At 56.9% G+C, this 18,853-nt stretch carries 16 protein-coding genes and 1 other annotated feature; of the genes, 5 read left to right on the forward strand and 11 right to left on the reverse strand.

Going from position 1 to position 18,853, the window contains the following annotated elements; all coding sequences use genetic code 11:
* Positions 1 to 43 precede the first annotated feature (43 nt).
* Both ACDO57_RS12710 and ybaL read left to right on the forward strand, forming a co-directional pair.
* Positions 44 to 1,252 carry an MFS transporter gene (locus ACDO57_RS12710; RefSeq protein WP_370884058.1) on the forward strand — a complete coding sequence of 403 codons (1,209 nt, stop codon included), beginning with the start codon at positions 44 to 46 and terminating at the stop codon, positions 1,250 to 1,252.
* A 229-nt stretch (positions 1,253 to 1,481) separates the two neighbouring features.
* Entirely contained in the window at positions 1,482 to 3,158 is a 1,677-nt protein-coding gene (gene ybaL, locus ACDO57_RS12715; protein WP_024906856.1) for a YbaL family putative K(+) efflux transporter, read from the forward strand.
* Between the two features lie 92 nt (positions 3,159 to 3,250).
* On the opposite strand, the gene ACDO57_RS12720 is transcribed toward ybaL, so the two are convergent.
* The 9 genes from ACDO57_RS12720 to ACDO57_RS12760 form a co-directional block, all read right to left on the reverse strand.
* Positions 3,251 to 4,555, reverse strand: coding sequence for an inosine/guanosine kinase (locus ACDO57_RS12720; RefSeq protein ID WP_370884059.1), 1,305 nt, complete (start codon positions 4,553 to 4,555; stop codon positions 3,251 to 3,253).
* Between the two features lie 62 nt (positions 4,556 to 4,617).
* Entirely contained in the window at positions 4,618 to 5,580 is a 963-nt protein-coding gene (gene hemH / locus ACDO57_RS12725; protein WP_370884060.1) for a ferrochelatase, read from the reverse strand.
* A 125-nt stretch (positions 5,581 to 5,705) separates the two neighbouring features.
* Positions 5,706 to 6,350, reverse strand: a complete 645-nt coding sequence (gene adk, locus ACDO57_RS12730) for an adenylate kinase (RefSeq protein WP_006809841.1) — start codon at positions 6,348 to 6,350, stop codon at positions 5,706 to 5,708.
* Positions 6,351 to 6,545: 195 nt separating this feature from the next.
* Positions 6,546 to 8,420 carry a molecular chaperone HtpG gene (htpG, locus tag ACDO57_RS12735; protein WP_370884061.1) on the reverse strand — a complete coding sequence of 625 codons (1,875 nt, stop codon included), beginning with the start codon at positions 8,418 to 8,420 and terminating at the stop codon, positions 6,546 to 6,548.
* 110 nt (positions 8,421 to 8,530) lie between these two features.
* Positions 8,531 to 9,136: a recombination mediator RecR gene (recR, locus tag ACDO57_RS12740; protein ID WP_008499298.1), complete on the reverse strand. Its 606-nt coding sequence runs from the start codon at positions 9,134 to 9,136 to the stop codon at positions 8,531 to 8,533.
* Positions 9,136 to 9,468, reverse strand: coding sequence for a YbaB/EbfC family nucleoid-associated protein (locus ACDO57_RS12745; RefSeq protein ID WP_003858972.1), 333 nt, complete (start codon positions 9,466 to 9,468; stop codon positions 9,136 to 9,138). The genes recR and ACDO57_RS12745 overlap by 1 nt, the downstream gene beginning before the upstream one ends.
* Before the next feature lie 53 nt (positions 9,469 to 9,521).
* On the reverse strand, positions 9,522 to 11,450 hold the full coding sequence (gene dnaX, locus ACDO57_RS12750) for a DNA polymerase III subunit gamma/tau (protein WP_048991477.1): 1,929 nt from the start codon (positions 11,448 to 11,450) through the stop codon (positions 9,522 to 9,524).
* Positions 10,128 to 10,192: a sequence feature (DnaX frameshifting element), on the reverse strand. (Overlaps the previous gene by 65 nt.)
* 88 nt (positions 11,451 to 11,538) lie before the next feature.
* The gene (apt, locus tag ACDO57_RS12755; RefSeq protein WP_006176947.1) at positions 11,539 to 12,090 is read right to left on the reverse strand and encodes an adenine phosphoribosyltransferase; all 552 of its coding nucleotides are present in this window, start codon (positions 12,088 to 12,090) and stop codon (positions 11,539 to 11,541) included.
* A 151-nt stretch (positions 12,091 to 12,241) separates the two neighbouring features.
* Positions 12,242 to 12,619 carry a DUF454 family protein gene (locus ACDO57_RS12760; protein WP_090417986.1) on the reverse strand — a complete coding sequence of 126 codons (378 nt, stop codon included), beginning with the start codon at positions 12,617 to 12,619 and terminating at the stop codon, positions 12,242 to 12,244.
* Between the two features lie 50 nt (positions 12,620 to 12,669).
* On the opposite strand from ACDO57_RS12760, the gene priC reads away from it, so the two are divergent.
* Positions 12,670 to 13,197 carry a primosomal replication protein N'' gene (priC, locus tag ACDO57_RS12765; RefSeq protein ID WP_148769745.1) on the forward strand — a complete coding sequence of 176 codons (528 nt, stop codon included), beginning with the start codon at positions 12,670 to 12,672 and terminating at the stop codon, positions 13,195 to 13,197.
* Between the two features lie 14 nt (positions 13,198 to 13,211).
* Positions 13,212 to 13,388, forward strand: coding sequence for a pleiotropic regulatory protein RsmS (gene rsmS / locus ACDO57_RS12770; protein ID WP_048991481.1), 177 nt, complete (start codon positions 13,212 to 13,214; stop codon positions 13,386 to 13,388).
* A 1-nt stretch (position 13,389) separates the two neighbouring features.
* Here the strand turns inward: rsmS and mscK are convergent, their stop codons facing one another.
* Together mscK and acrR are read right to left on the reverse strand one after the other, a co-directional pair.
* The gene (gene mscK / locus ACDO57_RS12775; protein ID WP_248163504.1) at positions 13,390 to 16,737 is read right to left on the reverse strand and encodes a mechanosensitive channel MscK; all 3,348 of its coding nucleotides are present in this window, start codon (positions 16,735 to 16,737) and stop codon (positions 13,390 to 13,392) included.
* 113 nt (positions 16,738 to 16,850) lie between these two features.
* Entirely contained in the window at positions 16,851 to 17,504 is a 654-nt protein-coding gene (gene acrR / locus ACDO57_RS12780) for a multidrug efflux transporter transcriptional repressor AcrR (protein WP_024906848.1), read from the reverse strand.
* A 140-nt stretch (positions 17,505 to 17,644) separates the two neighbouring features.
* Between acrR and acrA the strand changes: the two genes are divergently transcribed.
* The gene (acrA, locus tag ACDO57_RS12785; protein WP_024906847.1) at positions 17,645 to 18,838 is read left to right on the forward strand and encodes a multidrug efflux RND transporter periplasmic adaptor subunit AcrA; all 1,194 of its coding nucleotides are present in this window, start codon (positions 17,645 to 17,647) and stop codon (positions 18,836 to 18,838) included.
* Positions 18,839 to 18,853: the final 15 nt, after the last annotated feature.

Below are 18,853 nucleotides of genomic sequence, written 5' to 3' on the forward strand. Positions count from 1 at the left end.
TAATAATTACTCCCTGCACTTCTGCTAACAAAACGTGGTATTTATGGCAATCAGTGAATCAACCCAGCCCGTTTCGGGCGCGTCTGCGTCGCGCACCTCCTTTAAAATCTTAGGCGCAATCAGTCTTTCACACCTGCTCAACGACATGATCCAGTCGTTGATTCTGGCAATTTATCCGCTGCTGCAGTCCGAGTTTTCGTTAACCTTCGTGCAGATCGGGATGATCACCCTGACCTTCCAGATGGCTTCCTCGCTGCTGCAGCCAGTGGTGGGCTACTGGACGGATAAATACCCGATGCCGTGGTCGCTGCCGATCGGCATGTGCTTTACCCTAAGCGGTCTGGTGCTGCTCGCCATGGCCGGGAGTTTTGAAGCCGTGCTGATCGCCGCCGCGCTGGTGGGTACCGGCTCGTCCGTGTTCCATCCGGAGTCCTCGCGCGTGGCACGGATGGCGTCCGGTGGTCGTCACGGCCTGGCGCAGTCACTTTTCCAGGTGGGCGGTAACTTTGGTAGCTCTCTCGGCCCGCTGCTGGCCGCGGTGATTATTGCCCCTTACGGTAAAGGCAACGTGGCCTGGTTTGTGCTGGCCGCACTGCTGGCGATTATCGTGCTGGCACAGATCAGCCGCTGGTATGCCGCTCAGCATCGCGTGAACAAAGGGAAACCTAAAGCGAAGGTTATTAATCCCCTGCCGCGCAATAAGGTTATCCTGGCGGTTGCCGTATTGCTGGTGCTGATTTTCTCGAAATACTTCTATATGGCGAGCATCAGCAGCTATTACACCTTTTATCTGATGCAAAAATTCGGATTATCGGTACAAAACGCGCAGATCCATTTGTTTGCCTTCCTGTTCGCCGTCGCGGCCGGTACGGTCATTGGCGGGCCTGTGGGTGATAAGATTGGGCGTAAATATGTCATTTGGGGCTCTATCCTCGGCGTGGCGCCGTTTACTCTTATTTTGCCGTACGCGAGCCTTGAATGGACGGGGATTTTAACCGTGATTATTGGTTTTATCCTCGCTTCCGCGTTTTCCGCCATTCTGGTTTATGCCCAGGAGCTGCTGCCTGGCCGTATCGGTATGGTTTCCGGACTCTTTTTCGGTTTCGCCTTCGGCATGGGCGGGCTTGGCGCAGCGGTGTTAGGGATGGTTGCGGATCACACCAGCATCTTCCTGGTTTATAAAATCTGCGCTTTCCTGCCGCTTCTTGGGATGTTAACTATATTCCTGCCTGATAACCGACATAAAGCCTGAATTACAGGTAGCCAAAGTTTTACTTTGGCTACCTGACACCCTGATGCCATAAGGGTTTCTTCTTCATCCCCTCTCTGAATTTATCAAAATGCGCTTTTTTACGTGCATATTGCTGTTTTATTCAAACTTCAACAATTATTCATAAACATAAGGGTAAAAATTGTCATAAACTATTACTCGGTTTTTTGGTTTTCGCCAAAAAGGAACACCCACAACGAAAGGAGACGGAATGCACCACGCCACACCGCTTATCACCACCATTGTTGGTGGACTTGTGCTCGCTTTTATCCTCGGCATGATTGCCAATAAACTGCGTATTTCTCCTCTTGTCGGCTATCTGCTGGCAGGTGTTCTGGCGGGACCGTTCACGCCAGGTTTCGTTGCGGATACCAAACTGGCACCTGAACTGGCGGAATTGGGCGTGATTCTGCTGATGTTTGGCGTCGGTCTGCATTTTTCCCTGAAGGATTTGATGGCGGTAAAGTCGATTGCCATACCGGGAGCGATCGCCCAGATAGGGGTGGCGACGCTGCTGGGGATGGCGCTTTCGGCCGTACTGGGCTGGTCGCTGATGACCGGCATCGTATTTGGGCTGTGTCTCTCAACCGCCAGTACCGTGGTGCTGCTGCGCGCGCTTGAGGAGAGACAGCTGATTGACAGCCAGCGCGGGCAGATCGCGATTGGCTGGCTGATTGTGGAAGACCTGGTCATGGTCCTGACGCTGGTACTGCTGCCTGCCGTCGCCGGGATGATGGAAAAAGACAACGTCGGTTTTGCCTCGCTGGCGCTGGATATGGGCATCACCATCGGTAAGGTTGTGGCGTTTATCGCCATCATGATGCTGGTGGGCCGCCGTCTGGTGCCGTGGATCATGTCCCGCAGCGCGGCGACCGGCTCACGCGAGCTGTTTACCCTCTCCGTGCTGGCGCTGGCGCTGGGCATCGCCTTTGGTGCCGTTGAGCTGTTTGATGTCTCCTTTGCTCTGGGTGCGTTCTTCGCCGGGATGGTACTGAACGAGTCCGAGCTGAGCCACCGCGCTGCGCACGATACGCTACCGCTGCGCGATGCCTTCGCCGTACTGTTCTTCGTCTCCGTCGGGATGCTGTTTGACCCGATGGTCCTGATCCATCAACCGCTGGCCGTGCTGGGCACGCTGGCGATCATCATCTTTGGTAAGTCGCTTGCCGCCTTCTTCCTGGTGCGGATGTTTGGCCACTCGCCGCGGACGGCGCTGACCATTGCCGCCAGCCTGGCGCAGATCGGTGAGTTCGCCTTTATTCTGGCCGGTCTGGGCATGGCTCTGAACCTGCTGCCGCAGGCAGGGCAAAACCTGGTGCTGGCGGGGGCGATCCTGTCGATCATGCTGAACCCGGTGCTGTTTGCCCTGCTGGAAAAATACCTCGATAAAACCGAAACGCTGGAAGAGCAGACGCTCGAAGAGGCCATCGAAGAAGAGAAGCAGATCCCGGTTGATATTTGCAACCACGCTCTGCTGGTCGGCTTTGGCCGCGTGGGCAGCCTGCTCGGTGAAAAGCTGATGGCACAGGGTATTCCGCTGGTGGTGATTGAGACCTCACGCACCCGCGTCGACGAGCTGCGCGAGCGCGGTATTCGTGCGGTGCTGGGCAATGCGGCGAACGAAGAGATCATGAATCTGGCGCATCTGGACTGCGCCCGCTGGCTGCTGCTGACCATTCCTAACGGCTATGAAGCGGGTGAGATTGTGGCTTCCGCACGCGCGAAGTGCCCAACAATTGAGATTATCGCCCGGGCGCACTATGACGACGAGGTGGAGTACATTACCGAGCGCGGTGCAGATAAGGTGGTGATGGGCGAGCGCGAGATTGCTAACACGATGCTGACGCTGCTGGAAAAACCGCCGGTTGAAGAGGCGGTGACGGGGTAAGTTTGGTGCGGTCTGATGCCCTCACCCTGGCCCTCTCCCACGGGGAGAGGGAACAAACATTAAAAAAGGCAACTTACGTTGCCTTTTTACATTTACCGATCCCAATACGCCTCTTCGAGGCTGTCTTCCCGTTCCGGCAGGCCACGCGTTAAGCGCGGTGAGTGCTGGTTCAACACCTGATAGCTCACGCGGTTGGCGTACTTACACACCTGCGCCAGCGACGAATAGGTCAGCCAGCTGAACTTGTGCTTGCTGGAGTTCGGCACGTTGGTTTTGTGGTAGGCGTTAGCGGTGATGTCGTGCAGCAGCGCGGCCAGCGCGCCGTCGCCCGCGCCGTTGGTGTTCATGATCTTCTCCGGCCCGCCCATATATGGCGCGATGTGAGAGTAGATCCGCAGCGGGTTGATGCAGTCCTGATGGCGCATACCGCGGCTGAACTCGTACTGGTTAAACTCGGCAATCGCGCCGGGCAGCAGCGGGTGCTGGGTCTTGCGTTTGCTCTCTTCCTCCGTGAAGCCGGCCATATACAGCCCAACCGGGCCCGCGGTGCAGAGCACCAGGTCCACCCAGTCCAGCGCTTTGTCAGACGCCAGCAGCGGATCGCTTTCGCCGGTCAGCGCTTCGGCCTCCTCTTCGTTCATCGCCAGAATCGAGACGTGCTCTTTCAGGAAGGCCTGCCACCACTCCGGGTTATCGGCGATAACGAATTTCGTGCCCAGCGTCAGAACGACCGGCACGTTGTATTTCTTCGCGTACTCAATCGCCTTCATGGTCGCTTCCGGCATGGGCTCACCCGGCTTGCAGCGCACCAGGTAGGAGGTCAGCACCAGCGCCGAGGCGCCCGCGATCACCTCTTCGGGAATACTCTCGGCGCGCAGCTTGTTCATGTGGCCAGGGCTGATGGCAAAGGTACGCTCCCCAGACTCGCCGATCAGCGTGAAGCAGCGGCCAATCGGCCCGTCAACGCCCTGCAGGTAGTTCAGATCGGTACGGCTGGAGGTGTTGCAGAGATAGCGGTAGGCATAGCCACCAATTTCGATATTGCTGCACATCACGCCGAGCAGCACCGAGCGGTCGTCTGCCAGCACGGAGTAGTTGTGCATGGTATTGCCGATGGTACCGCCGGCAAACTGATGGGTAATCAGGTTTTCGCGCACCAGCTCATGGTACAGCGCTTCGGCAACGTCGTCCTCAATCACCAGCGAGTGTCCGGCGCTCAGACCGTAACGGGCGACAAACGCATCATCCACTTTGGCTTCAATGTCCACCAGCGTCTGATCGATACCGACGACCCACGCCGCGCTGGTTTCATTTTCTGGCTGGATTTGCTGCAGGAGCGGATCGCGGGCATCGACGGGGAAGTAGTGTTTGGATTTGCGTTTACCGGGAAATTTCATGGTCTGAACTGTACGAAGAATATGGGCCGGGAATGGTAGCACAAACCCGGCCCGGAGTGCGATCAGCGGCTGTTCGTCACCAGTGAGACCATCATGTCGATATGCTCAGGCGAGTCGTTAAGCGCCGGAATGTACTCGTACTTTTCGCCGCCAGCCTCCAGGAAAAATTCCCGGTTTTGCACCGCGATCTCCTCCAGCGTTTCCAGACAGTCTGCCGAGAAGCCCGGCGACATCACCTGAATATGCTTCACGCCCTTCTCACCGAGCATTTTGAGGGTTTCATCGGTGTACGGCGTCAACCACGGCTCGCGGCCGAAGCGCGACTGGAAGGTCATCATCACCTTCTCCGGCGGCAGGCCAAGGGCGGAGACCAGCTCGCGCGTGGTATCTCGGCAGCGCTGGGGGTAATCATCACCCTCGTTAGCGAAACGCTGCGGGATCCCGTGATAGGAAAGCAGCAGCAGATCCGGCTCGCCGTGCTTTTCAAACGACGCGCGCGCGCTGTTGGCAAGCGCCTTGATGTAGAGCTCGTTATCCGCGTAGTCGCGAATAAAGGTCACACCCGGAATGCGGCGGCGGGTCGCCAGAATGCGGGCCAGCTCGTCCCAGACGGCGGCCACCGTCGAGCAGGAGTACTGCGGGTAGAGCGCCAGCACGACGATATGGTCCACGCCCTGCGCCAGCAGGGATTCTACCGCGCTTTCCAGGGAGGGTTTGCCGTAGCTCATGCCGAGCGCGACGGGCATATCCGGCAGGCGGGCGGCCAGCGCTTTTTCCTGACGACGGCTGTAAACCATTAGCGGCGAGCCCTCTTTCATCCACACGGACTGATAGAGTTTGGCGACGCGCGGAGAACGAATCGGCAGAATGACGCCACGCAGCAGCGGCCACCACAGCAGTCTCGGGAAATCCACGACGCGCGTGTCGCTTAAAAACTGTCGCAGGTAGCGTTTTACCGCGTCTGATGTAGGTGCTTCTGGGGTGCCCAGATTGGCAAGCAGGATGCCGGTTTTCGCCTGACTCATTCACGCCTCTTAACCATTTGATAGGTTGTCAATTGTAGCGGAAATGCGTTTAAACGAAACCCATTGCTGTAATAGGTAAGATGAGAATATTTCTCACCCGGAGGGCCCGGGTGAGAGAAATGCGATTAGCCGAGGATTTTTTCCAGCTCTGCACGTACGTCAGCCACGGCTTTGGTGCCGTCAACTTTAGCGTATTTGGTGTTACCCGCCTGCGCTTCTTTGGTGTAGTAGCCGATCAGCGGCGCGGTCATCTGATGGTATTCCACCAGGCGCTTGCGCACGGTCTCTTCCTGATCGTCTTTACGGGTGGTCAGCTCTTCGCCGGTCACGTCGTCTTTGCCTTCAACCTTAGGTGGGTTGAATTTGATGTGGTAAACGCGGCCAGAAGCAGCGTGTACGCGACGGCCAACGATGCGGTCAACGATCAGCTCGTCCGGTACGTCGAACTCCAGAACGTAGTCCACGTTGATGCCCGCTTCTTTCATGGCGTCAGCCTGAGGAATGGTGCGTGGGAAGCCGTCCAGCAGGAAACCGTTACGGCAGTCTTCCTGAGCAATGCGCTCTTTGACCAGAGCAATCACCAGCTCGTCGGTCACCAGCTTGCCTGCGTCCATGATGTCTTTCGCCTGTTTACCCAGCTCGGAGCCAGATTTAACAGCGGCGCGCAGCATATCACCGGTGGAGATTTGCGGAATACCGTATTTCTCCATGATGAACTGAGCCTGAGTTCCTTTACCCGCGCCCGGAGCGCCAAGCAGAATAATACGCATTGCGAAAATCCCCTCAAAAGTCGTTTCAATTTTTCAAAAGCGCTAAACAATACCACCAGAATGGGCATCGCTCAAGGAAGGCAGGAAGGCTGAAACGGTTAACGGGGGGAGATTATTTGGGAGGGTGCGGTCTGGTACCCTCACCCCGGCCCTCTCCCACGGGGAGAGGGAGAAGACCAGGGGAGGCGTGGTCAATTACGCCAGCAGCAGCGCATTCACACGTTTAATGAAGAGGTTAGGATCTTCCAGCGTACCGCGCTCGGCCAGCAGGGACTGATCCAGCAGCAGTTCAACCCACTCGGCAAAGCGGGCGTCGTCCTGGGTATCCGCCGCGCGTTTCACCAGCGGATGATCCGGATTAAGCTCAAAGATATATTTCACTTCCGGCATCGCCTGGCCCGCCGCCGCAAACAGTTTCGCCATCTGAGTGCCCATTTCGTCGGCATCGGTGGTGACGATGGCTGGGGTGTCGGTCAGACGGTGCGTGAAGCGCACCTCTTTCACGCGGTCGCCCAGCAGGGTTTTCACGCGCTCAACGAACGGCTCCAGCGCCTTCTCGGCTTCTTTCGCGCTTTCGTCCACTTCATCCGCCAGCTTGTCGATGGACTCGTCGGCTTTGGCTACAGACTGGAAGGATTTACCGTCGAACTCGGTCAGGTAGTTCATCATCCACTCGTCGATGCGATCAGAAAGCAGCAGCACTTCGATGCCTTTCTTGCGCAACAGCTCCAGGTGCGGGCTGCTCTTCGCCGCTGCGTAGCTGTCGGCGGTGATGTAGTAGATCTTCTCCTGCCCTTCTTTCATGCGGGAGACGTACTCTTCCAGCGACATGGTCTGCGCGGAGGAGTCGGTATGCGTTGAGGCGAAGCGCAGCAGTTTGGCGATGGTTTCAACGTTCGCGGTGTCTTCTGCCGGGCCTTCTTTCAGCACCAGGCCAAACTGTTTCCAGAAGGTCTGATATTTTTCCGCATCGTCTTTCGCCAGTTTTTCCAGCATCTGCAGCGCACGTTTGGTCAGGGCGTTGCGCAAGTTACGGGTGACGGTGCTGTCCTGCAGAATTTCACGGGAGACGTTCAGCGGCAGATCGTTAGAATCGATCAGGCCGCGCACAAAGCGCAGGTAGTTCGGCATGAACTGCTCGGCGTCGTCCATGATAAAGACGCGCTGCACGTACAGCTTCAGACCGTGCTTGTGATCGCGGTTCCACATGTCCCACGGCGCCTGTGCCGGGATGTACAGCAGGCTGGTGTACTCCTGCTTACCTTCCACACGGTTGTGGCTCCAGGTCAGCGGGTCGGTAAAATCGTGGGCGATGTGCTTGTAGAATTCGTTGTACTCGTCGTCTTTAATTTCAGACTTGTTGCGCGTCCACAGCGCCTGCGCCTTGTTGATCTTCTCCCAGGAAACCACGGTTTCACCGTCTTTCTCTTCCTGTTTTTCAATCTCGACCGGCAGGGCAATGTGGTCGGAATATTTGCTGATGATGGAGCGCACGCGCCAGTCGTTCAGGAAATCGTCTTCGCCTTCGCGCAGGTGCAGGGTGATTTCGGTACCGCGATCCGCTTTGGTGATGTCATCAACGGTATATTCGCCTTCCCCTTTGGACTCCCACAGCACGCCGTTTTCAGCGCTGTCGCCCGCCGCACGGGTACGGACGGTGACTTTGTCCGCCACGATGAACGCCGAGTAGAAACCGACGCCGAACTGGCCGATGAGCTGGCTGTCTTTCGCCTGGTCCGAGCCCATGGACTCGAGGAACGCTTTGGTGCCGGATTTGGCGATGGTGCCGAGGTGGTCGATCACCTCGTCGCGGTTCATCCCGATGCCGTTATCGGCGATGGTCAGGGTGCGGTTCTCCTTATTGAACGAGACGCGCACGCGCAGCTCGCCGTCGCCTTCGTACAGATCCGGGTTAGACAGCGCGCGGAAGCGCAGCTTGTCCGCCGCATCGGATGCGTTGGAAATCAGCTCACGCAGGAAAATTTCTTTGTTGGAATACAGGGAATGGATCATCAGGTGCAGAAGCTGTTTTACTTCTGACTGGAAACCACGGGTTTCTTGTCCTTTCATCTATGTCGACCTCAACAATGCCATTTAATGGGGTTTTAAAACGTTGAGTGAGAGATGGGGATAAGGGGGGAAATTTTCAAGCGGAGGCCGCGCGCGCAGCCTCCGTTTGGTCAGAAAATAATCTTGTGACGCCCGGCCAGAGAGTGCGACAGCGTGGTGCCGTCCACCATCTCCAGCTCGCCGCCCACCGGCACGCCATGGGCGATGCGGCTGGCGTCAACGCCGTACTGCGAGCACAGCTCGGCGATGTAGTTGGCGGTTGCCTCCCCTTCCACCGTCGGGTTGGTGGCGAGGATCACCTCTTTGATGGTTTCGGACTCAAGACGCTGTTCAAGGCGGTCAAGACCGATATCATCCGGACCAATACCGTCCAGCGGGGAGAGATGCCCCATCAGCACGAAGTAGCGGCCGGAAAACTGCCCGGTTTGTTCGATGGCGTAGATGTCCGCCGGACTCTCCACCACGCAAATCTGACCGTTTTCCTGACGACGCGGGTTCGTACAGATGTTACACACGTCCTGCTCGGTAAAGGTACGGCAGTCCGCACAGTGACCAATTTCTGACATGGCGCGGGTCAGAGCCTGCGCCAGGCGCATCCCGCCGCTGCGGTCGCGCTGCAATAGCGTAAACGCCATGCGCTGCGCCGACTTCGGGCCAACGCCCGGCAGGCAGCGCAGTGCTTCCATTAACTGCGTGAGCAGCGGACTGGTTTGCATCAGAATGGCATCTTGAAGCCAGGCGGCAGCTGCATACCGCTGGAAACAGAAGCCATTTTCTCTTTCTGAGTTTCGTCGATACGGCGAGCGGCATCGTTAAACGCGGCTGCAACCAGATCTTCCAGCATCTCTTTGTCGTCTTCGAGCAGGCTTGGGTCGATTTCCACGCGACGGCAGTTGTGCGCACCGTTGATGGTCACTTTGACCAGACCGGCACCGGACTCACCCGTGACTTCCAGCTGAGCGATCTCTTCCTGCATCTTCTGCATTTTTTCCTGCATCTGCTGAGCCTGCTTCATCAGGCCACCCAGACCGCCTTTTCCACCAAACATAGGCTTCTCTCTTTTTCACGTTTAAGGATTACAACCGTAAGTCAGACTCACGATCAAATGGGGCGAATACTCTCTTCATCCAGATCGGCGTCGAAGAACCGGCGCAGGGTCTGAATGTTGTTATCCGCAATAATCGCCTCGCGCGCCTGCGCGAGCTTTTCTTCATAAATGGCCTGGCGCCACTCGAGCGGCGTTTTCACTGCCGGATTATCATCTTCAATGATAGTCAATTCAACCGGCGCGCCCTGTAATGTGGCGAGCGCCTCGGCCAGCGCCTTTTGCGCGCCAGGAGAATTGAGGTGTCGCTGGCCCGGACGCAGGTGCAGACGCACCTGATTGCCGTCCTGCTCTTTCCAGGCGTTCAGCGCGACCTGCTCCACCAGCTTCGGCAACTGGAGTTTGCTGACCTCAGCGGCCCAGGCGTCGCGCGCAATGGACTCTTCGGCAAGCTTCGCGGAAAGCTCCGGCGTTTTCTCATGCTCCAGCGCCTTTTTCAGCGCTTTCGGCGTGGCGACCTCTTCCTTCACCTCTTCGGTGATGGTGGTTGCCTTCCAGCGGTAAGCCTCTTCTTTCACCGGGGCTTTCTGCTCGAGCGCGGACGGTGCCGGACGCGACTGTACGCGCTCCGTTACCGAGGCCAGTCGTTCAAGCGCGGCGTTGTTAACCGGCCGCGCTCTTCCTGGCGCTGCCGGTTCACTCTTTTTTGGTTTGGTTACTCCCTGGGCACGCTGCAGCTGGCTGCGTGCGGCAAGCACCGAACTGGTGGCATCCGACAGCGGCACGTTTTGCTGCGGTGGCGGCGTCGGCTGCTGTGGTACCTGCTGCGGCGACATCACCGCCGTAGGGGCGACCGGCGCGAAAGACTGCCGCGGCACTTCCGGCTCCGGCAATGGCATGCGCGGGTGGAACGCCAGCGCACGCAGCAGCGTCATTTCAACGCCCATACGCGGATCCGGCGCGAACGGTAACTCTTTGCGGCCAATCAGCAGCGTCTGGTAGTACAGCTGCACGTCGGCAGGCGGCACGGTGCGGGCAAGCTCACGCATCCGCTGTTCAATGGTCGCCATATCCGCACCAATGGCGGAGGGAGAAAGCTGCAGCATAGCCACGCGGTGCAGCAGGCTGAGCATCTCAACCAGCAGCCCTTCCCACTCAATACCCCGGGCAGCGGCGGCATTCACCTGCGACATCACGCGTTCGCCGTTGGCGGCAATCATCGCTTCGATAAGCGACAGCGCCTGATCGTCATCCAGCGTGCCGAGCATGGTGCTGACCGCCTCGGTGGAGAGCTTGCCGTCACCGCTGGCAATCGCCTGGTCGGTCAGGCTTAATGCATCACGCAGGCTGCCGTCCGCCGCGCGGGCCAGCAGCTGCAGGGCGCGCGGTTCGTGGACAATCTTCTCTTCATCAAGAATATGCTCAAGCTGCGCGCGGATCTGCTCAACGTCCAGCGCCTTCAGATGGAACTGCAGGCAGCGCGACAGGATCGTGACCGGCAGCTTTTGCGGATCGGTAGTCGCCAGCAGGAACTTCACGTGCGCGGGCGGCTCTTCCAGCGTTTTCAGCAGTGCGTTAAAGCTGTGGCGCGACAGCATGTGCACTTCATCGATCAGGTAGACCTTGAAGCGGCCGCGCGCCGGGGCGTACTGCACGTTATCGAGCAGATCGCGGGTATCTTCCACTTTGGTGCGCGAGGCGGCGTCGATCTCGATCAGATCGACAAAACGCCCCTGCTCGATCTCCCGACAGTTATCACACACGCCGCACGGCGTGGCGGTGATCCCGGTTTCGCAATTGAGACCTTTTGCCAGCAAACGGGCAATAGAGGTCTTACCGACGCCGCGGGTGCCGGAAAAAAGATAGGCGTGATGGATGCGACCTAGCGACAAGCCGTTCGCCAGGGCCGTCAGCACATGTTCCTGACCGACAACGTCAGCAAAGGTTTGTGGTCGCCATTTACGGGCTAACACCTGATAACTCATGGGCAGGCTCTGCAACGCTGGAAGGTGAATTTATGGAGGGGAATGCTATCACAACCTCACCCATTGAGCGAGGTTGTGAAAACCGGGATTAGTGACCCGGGAAAGGCACCAGGCAATAGCTGGTAATACCCTGTTTTTCCAGGCGCTGTTCACCGCCGAGATCGAACAGGTTGATGATGAAGGCCGCGTCGGTCACTTCCCCACCCAGACGACGGATCAGCTTCACGGTCGCTTCAATGGTGCCGCCGGTTGCCAGCAGATCGTCGACCACCAGCACTTTGTCGCCCGGCTTGATCGCATCAACGTGGATCTCCAGCTGATCGGTGCCGTACTCCAGCTCGTAGCTTTCTGCGATGGTTTCACGCGGCAGCTTGCGCGGCTTACGCACCGGCACAAAACCCACGCCCATTGCCAGCGCAACCGGTGCGCCAAACAGGAAACCACGGGCTTCGGTACCTACTACTTTGGTGATCCCGGCGTTTTTATAACGCTCGACCAGCAGTTCAATGCTGAGCGCGTACGCTTTCGGGTCTTCCAGCAAGCTGGTGACATCACGGAAAAGAATGCCAGGCTTTGGATAGTCCTGGATGCTTTTGATGCTGTTTTTCAGATATTCAAGCTGCTGTGCAGTTGCGGTCATCGGTTTGTGCCTAAATAAAACAGTGTTACTCACAGCGCGCAACGAGTCGGCCAAGGCAACAATTGTTTAACCTTTGACCAGGCGCACCTGTGCTCGAAAACGGTCGAATTTACTGGCTGCGCGTGATAATTGCAACAGCCATGATGAGGCTTCAGTGCTTTTGTTGCTTTTCATCAACCACGGGGATCCGCCACATAAAGAAAAGCAGGCTGGTCAGGATCGCCAGCAGCAGAATACGTACCCACATCATTTTCACCAGCCATAATGAAATAGCGAAGGTGATGAGGATCACTGCGATCGCGCGCGGCTTCGCGCCGGGCGGCATGGCCCGGTGTTTTTGCCAGTGCCGCAGATAGCCGCCAAACCATGAGCGGTAGAGCAGCCAGTGGTGAAAACGCGGCGACGAGCGGGCGAAGCACCAGGCCGCCAGCAGGATAAATGGCGTGGTCGGCAGTAAGGGTAAAAACACACCCAGCGTGCCAAGCACTACCGCGAGCCAGCCAATGATGATTAAAATAGTACGCTTCATAATGCGAATCGTTATCAAACTGAACGGCTACTTTACCACTGGAGAGCGCCTTGAAAACAGCACTGCTTCTTGAGAGGCTGCAAAATCAGCTAATTGCTCTGCGGGAGCAGGCTACACCGCTAATGGGGCACGCCACGCTGAAGCCGCGCTTTGACCGACAGCTTTTTCGTACCCGCAGCACCGTCATTCAGGATTACCTGGCGGAAGCGCAGACGAATCTCGACGAGCTTCGCCATGCGGTTGAGAGTGAACAGCAGGAACAGGTGGCGTGGCTTGCGGCGCATCTCACCGAGCAGATCACCGCGCTGCATCGTGAAATCGCCGCCTGGCCGCTGCGCGCCTGGGACAGCGCCTCCCCGGGGCTCGGTAAATGGCAGCGCAAGCGGCTGGAGAACCAGGAGTTTGAACGCCGACTGTTTGAGATGAAGCGCGAACGCGAGGTGCGTCTGAACAACAGCGAAACGCTGGAAGAGCAGCAGCTATTGATGCGCGAGATTAGCGCGCTGGAAGGACGCATCGTCCGCTGCCGTCAGGCGCTGGATGAGATTGAGCGCGTCATTGAACGTTTGACCCGTTAACAGGAGCCACACCCATGTCACTGGAAAATGCACCCGATGAGGTCAAGCTGGCCGTCGATTTGATTATGCTGCTGGAGAATCATGAGATCCCCGCCGAAACGGTGCTTAAGGCACTGGAGATTGTACGGCGGGATTTTGAGGGGAAACTTCCCCCTCACTCTAACCCTCTCCCACAGGGAGAGGGAAAATAGATTAAGCCGGAGTCGGGTCGTCGCCCTTAATGTCGCGCTTCACTTCCGTATGCTCATCACCTTTCTCGTTACGCAGGTGAACCTCAAGCTGGTTGAAGGCGATATTAATATCGTTTTCACGGCACAGACGATCGATAGAACGGTTAAGTTCATCCACCGTGTAGCTGCGGTCACGCAGTTCACGCACGTATAAACGCAGCTCGTGATCCAGCGTACTCGGCCCAAAGGTGGTGAAGAAGACCGCCGGAGCCGGATCGTGCATCACTTTCGGATGCTCAGACGCCGCCTTCAGCAGCACCTCTTTCACCTTATCCAGATCCGATCCATAGGCCACGCCCAGGCGGATCACCACGCGCGTCACCGTATCCGATAGCGACCAGTTGATCAGACGCTCGGTCACGAACGCTTTGTTCGGGATGATCACCTCTTTGCGATCGAAGTCGGTGATGGTGGTGGCACGAATACGGATCTTGCTGACCGTACCGGAGAAGGTACCGATGGTAACGGTATCGCCGATACGTACCGGACGTTCGAACAGGATGATCAGGCCGGAGACAAAGTTACCGAAGATCTCCTGCAGGCCAAAACCAAGACCGACCGAGAGAGCGGCCGCCAGCCACTGCAGTTTATCCCACGAGACGCCAAGCGAACCAAAGACCGTCATCGCCCCAACAATAATGATCACGTAGTTGAGGATCGTCGTAATGGCGTAGGACGCCCCCTGGCGAAGATTCAGACGTGACAGGAGCAGCACTTCGAGCAGGCCTGGCAGGTTGCGGATCAGCGCCCAGGCCACCACCGACGACACCAGCGCAAACAGCAGGCTGCCCATGGTCACGCTTTTCATGACCGCCGCGCCCGCTTCGGTGCCGTTGTATTGCCAGAGGGTAATACTGTCGAGATAGGCGAAAACGGTAATAAGATCGGACCAGATAGCCCAGAACATCACCGCAAACAGGGCGATCATCACCAGCATGGTGATACGCAGCGTCTGCTGGTTAACCTGCTCCAGCGCGATGGTTGGCTCTTCCTGCGGCTCCGCGCCTTCGGCCCCCTCTTTCACCTGATGCTGACGACGCGCAATGGCACGGCGATAGGCGATGCGGCGGGCCGCCACGCTCAGGCCGCGCAGTACGGTCTGATAGAGCAGGTTCCAGACGATCACCAGATAGACCGTTTCAATCCAGCGCCCGGACAGGCGCAGCGTGGTATAGAAGTAGCCCGTTGCCGTCAGCACCATCAGCGCCAGCGGAATGATCGCCAGCACCGTCACGGTGGCCAGACGAATGTTGTGGGACTCTTTATCACGCCAGCTGTCGCGGCACATCGGCCACATCAGGATCGCAATCAACAGCAGGTTCAGCAGGATGACCAGCTGGCCCAGCACATCATCCATCAGATGCAGCGGGGAAAGCTCAGAAACAACCGACCAGAAGTGCAGCGGCAGGAGGGCCAGGCTGATGCGCACAATCTGGCGACGCCAGTGGCTGGTCAGCTGCGCAGGCATGTTGAAATGACGCACCGCCACGCCGTCTTTTTCCAGCACCTTCCAGCACACGCCAAACACCAGCCAGAACAGCGCCAGTTTTTTACTGAACGCCCACAGCAGATCGCTGACGTTGAGCTGCATGGTGAGCAGAATCAGGCCCACAGCCAGAATAATCAGGCACACCGGCAGGGCGCGAATGAGATCGATCAGAATCGCTTTTGGCGTATGAAGCTGGCTATCGTTACGCAGTTGCCCCACTTCGGAGGCCAGCTTCGCCTGGTATTTTTTCAGCCAGGCCAGACGCCAGCGGATCAGGCCAGCAATCAGCAGCAGCGGTAATCCCGCCAGCAAGGCAATCGTCACCGCAGGCCAGGCTTTCTCCCAGTTTACGGTGATCTTCATGCTCTTGATCTGCGTTTTAAGCGTCTCAGGGAAGGATTTAATCCAGTCCCAGTCCATCGGTTTGTTGCTGTTTACCCAGAAAATCTGCTGGGTCAGGATCTCCTGCAGACTTTTCGAGACGCTCACCAGCTGCTGCTGGTTGATTTGCAGGTTAATGGCCATCATCAGCTGGTTACCCAGCTGTTTGTTGAGCTGGTCCAGCAGCTCGCGACGCATATCGACGACCTGGAGCAGCGCGTCGTGCACTTCCGGGTTCACGTCGCTGGAATGGCCCTCTTCAATTTTGGCGACAAAGCTATCGCTCTGGAAAAGGGCATCGCGCTGCTGGTTGACGTCAAACTGTTCCAGACGCAAATCCGCGATGCGGTTGGTCATGTCTTCCAGCTCATCAGCGGACGGGAGCGTCTGCTGCTGCTGGTAGAGAATACGCGACAGCAGGAGGCTGCCCTTCAGGACCGCGATCTGCTCTTTGATGTTGCGCTCAGCCTGCAGGGCGCGGTCCAGCCAGTTCTTCACTTTGATATTTTGCTGAACCAGCGAGTTACCCTTTTCCGTCGCCTGTATCAGGCGCTGGCTAAGCTGGTGGTTGGCGTCGAGCTCCTGTTTCACCAGCGGATTCGCCTGAATGCGGGCGGTCTCGTCAGGCGATACGGCCTCCTGGGCGGTTTTTTCCGTCAGCGTCAGGCGCTTGCTGTTAACCGCCTCCTGCAACAGCTGAAGCTGGTGTTCAAGACGATTAATGTTGGCGGTGACGTAATCACGCTGTTTTTGCAGGGTGTCCTGCAGCACCGTATTCCCTTCCAGGCTTTTACGCTGCTGTTCAATCTGTGCGTTGAGCAACGTCTGCTGCACCAGCAGCAGGGTTTGCTGGGTCGGGCGCAGCGTTCCCTCTCCCACCGTCGTGCCGTTCAGACGGTTGCGGATCTGCTGCAGCTGCTGAGACGCGGAGTACATCAAGTTTTGCACGCGTTCCGGCTGGGTTTGCAGGGAGACAAGCTGGCTGTTATAGGTCGCGAGGTCGGACTGCGCGGTTTGCAGGTCGTCGAGCAGTTGCGCGACGCGCGACTCCAGCTGACGTAAAGAGAGCGTCGAGAGCGTCTTGCGCGTTTCGGTATCGTTATCGACGTCGCTCAGGGCGTTCAGTGATTCCGTCGCTTTGCGCATGTTTTCAGGAGCCTGCGCCACCTTCTGACGAAGCTGGGCGGTATCGGCTTTGACGCGTTCAATTTTATCCAGCGTTTCCAGCGTTTCCGTCAGATCCTGCTGGATAAGCTTATCCTGAGGAGAGAGCTCTTTTTGTTTGTTCAGCGCGTCGAGCTGCGACTGAACATCGCCACGCGAGGGAATGTCATTGCTGTTATCGGCGCGGGCCCAGGTCAGCGGCGCCGTGGCAAAGAAAAACAGCATCGCAAAGAGCAATGCAAAAACAGGATGTTGCGAGCGATTGATGGGCAGCATAGTTGTGAATGATGTCAGAAGATGACCGAAAATAGTCCGGCGTGAAGAATATCACGCTCGCCGGAAGCAGAATAGCGCGAACGTGAGCCTCTGAGATAAATCCTGGAAATGACTCAGGCAGTTAGCGACGGCGCGTCGCTGCGCAGCGACGGGCAGAGCTGTAGCATTTCCAGTAAAATCGCCACGTAGCTGCGGGCTTCCTCTTTGAGGTCAAAGGATTGCGGAGCAAACAGCCAGTTTTCCATCAGACCTGAAATGTAGCCGCGCATCAGGATAGCCGCCCGGCGGGTCAAGAGATTGGCCGGTAACAGCTTTGCCTGCATACACAAGTTCAGGTTCAGTTCGATACGGTCATAGCTTTCGAGGCTGAGGCTGCGTTGCGCCTGTTGCACCACCGCCATTTCGCCCACGAACTCGCATTTATGATAAATTATTTCCATCATTAATCTGCGACGTTCTTCAACTACCGTCGCTTCAAGGATATATACTAATATTTCTCTCATTACTGAGAGTGGATCATCAGGGAATTTTGCCCGATACTCACTCTCGAGATCGCTAATGCTGGACTCTGAAAGCTCCCAGATTTCACCGAACAGATCTGACTTATCTTTAAAATGCCAGTAAATCGCTCCCCGCGTCACACCGGCAGCCTGAGCAATTTGTGCCAGCGAGGTTGACGAAACACCCTGCTGAGAGAACAAACGTATTGCCACATCCAGAATGTGTTGTCGGGTTTCCAGCGCTTGTTGTTTAGTTTTTCGTGCCATAGGTGGGTGAATTTACAGGAGTCAGATTTACATACATTTGTGAATGTATGTACCATAGCATGACGATAATATAAACGCAGCAACGGGTTTTAGACTCAGGACCCTTGATCAATTTGAAATCGGACACTCGAGGTTTACATATGAACAAAAACAGAGGGTTAACGCCTCTGGCGGTCGTTCTGATGCTCTCAGGCAGCTTAGCGCTAACAGGATGTGACGACAAACCAGCTCAACAAGGAGCTCAGCAGGCGCCAGAAGTAGGCGTCGTGACGCTCAAATCTGAACCTCTACAAATCACCACCGAGTTACCAGGCCGTACAAATGCTTACCGCATTGCGGAAGTGCGTCCTCAGGTTAGTGGCATTATCCTGAAACGTAACTTCACCGAAGGCGGTGATGTGAAGGCCGGTGAGTCTCTGTATCAGATTGATCCCGCAACCTATCAGGCAAATTATGAAAGCGCGAAAGGCGACCTGGCGAAAGCACAGGCCGCAGCCAAAATTGCCCAGCTGACGGTGAATCGTTATCAAAAACTGCTCGGGACCAAGTACATCAGCCAACAGGATTACGATACCGCCCTGGCAGATGCGCAGCAGGCTAACGCAGCCGTAGTGGCAGCCAAAGCGGCGGTCGAAACCGCGCGCATTAACCTGGCCTATACCAAAGTGACCTCCCCTATCAGCGGTCGTATTGGTAAGTCTTCAGTCACGGAAGGGGCACTGGTGCAGAACGGTCAGACCACCGCGCTGGCGACCGTGCAGCAGCTTGATCCGATCTACGTTGACGTGACGCAGTCCAGCAATGATTTCCTGCGCCTGAAACAGGAGCTGGCTAACGGCACCCTGAAACAGGAAAACGGCAAAGCCAAAGTGGAGCTGATTACCAACGATGGTATCAAGTTCCCGCAGGAAGGTACGCTGGAATTCTCTGACGTGACGGTCGACCAGACCACCGGTTCCATCACCTTACGTGCGATTTTCCCGAACCCTGACAAAAACCTGCTGCCAGGTATGTTCGTTCGCGCGCGTCTGGAAGAAGGAACGAATCCAACCGCCCTTCTGGTTCCACAGCAGGGTGTGACCCGTACGCCACGCGGCGATGCGAGCGCACTGGTTGTTGGAGCAGATGACAAAGTCGAAACGCGCAATATCACCGCCACCCAGGCTATTGGCGATAAATGGCTGGTGACGGAAGGTCTGAAAGATGGCGATCGCGTGATTGTTTCTGGTTTGCAAAAAGTTCGTCCTGGCGCGCAGGTTAAAGCACAGGAAGTGAAATCTGACGATAAACAACAAGCTTCGGCCGCTGGCCAGTCAGAACAAACCAAGTCTTAACTTAAACAGGAGCCG

The sequence above is a fragment of the Enterobacter cloacae complex sp. 2015409 genome (assembly GCF_041365315.1).
In the GTDB taxonomy this organism is placed as follows: domain Bacteria; phylum Pseudomonadota; class Gammaproteobacteria; order Enterobacterales; family Enterobacteriaceae; genus Enterobacter; species Enterobacter pseudoroggenkampii.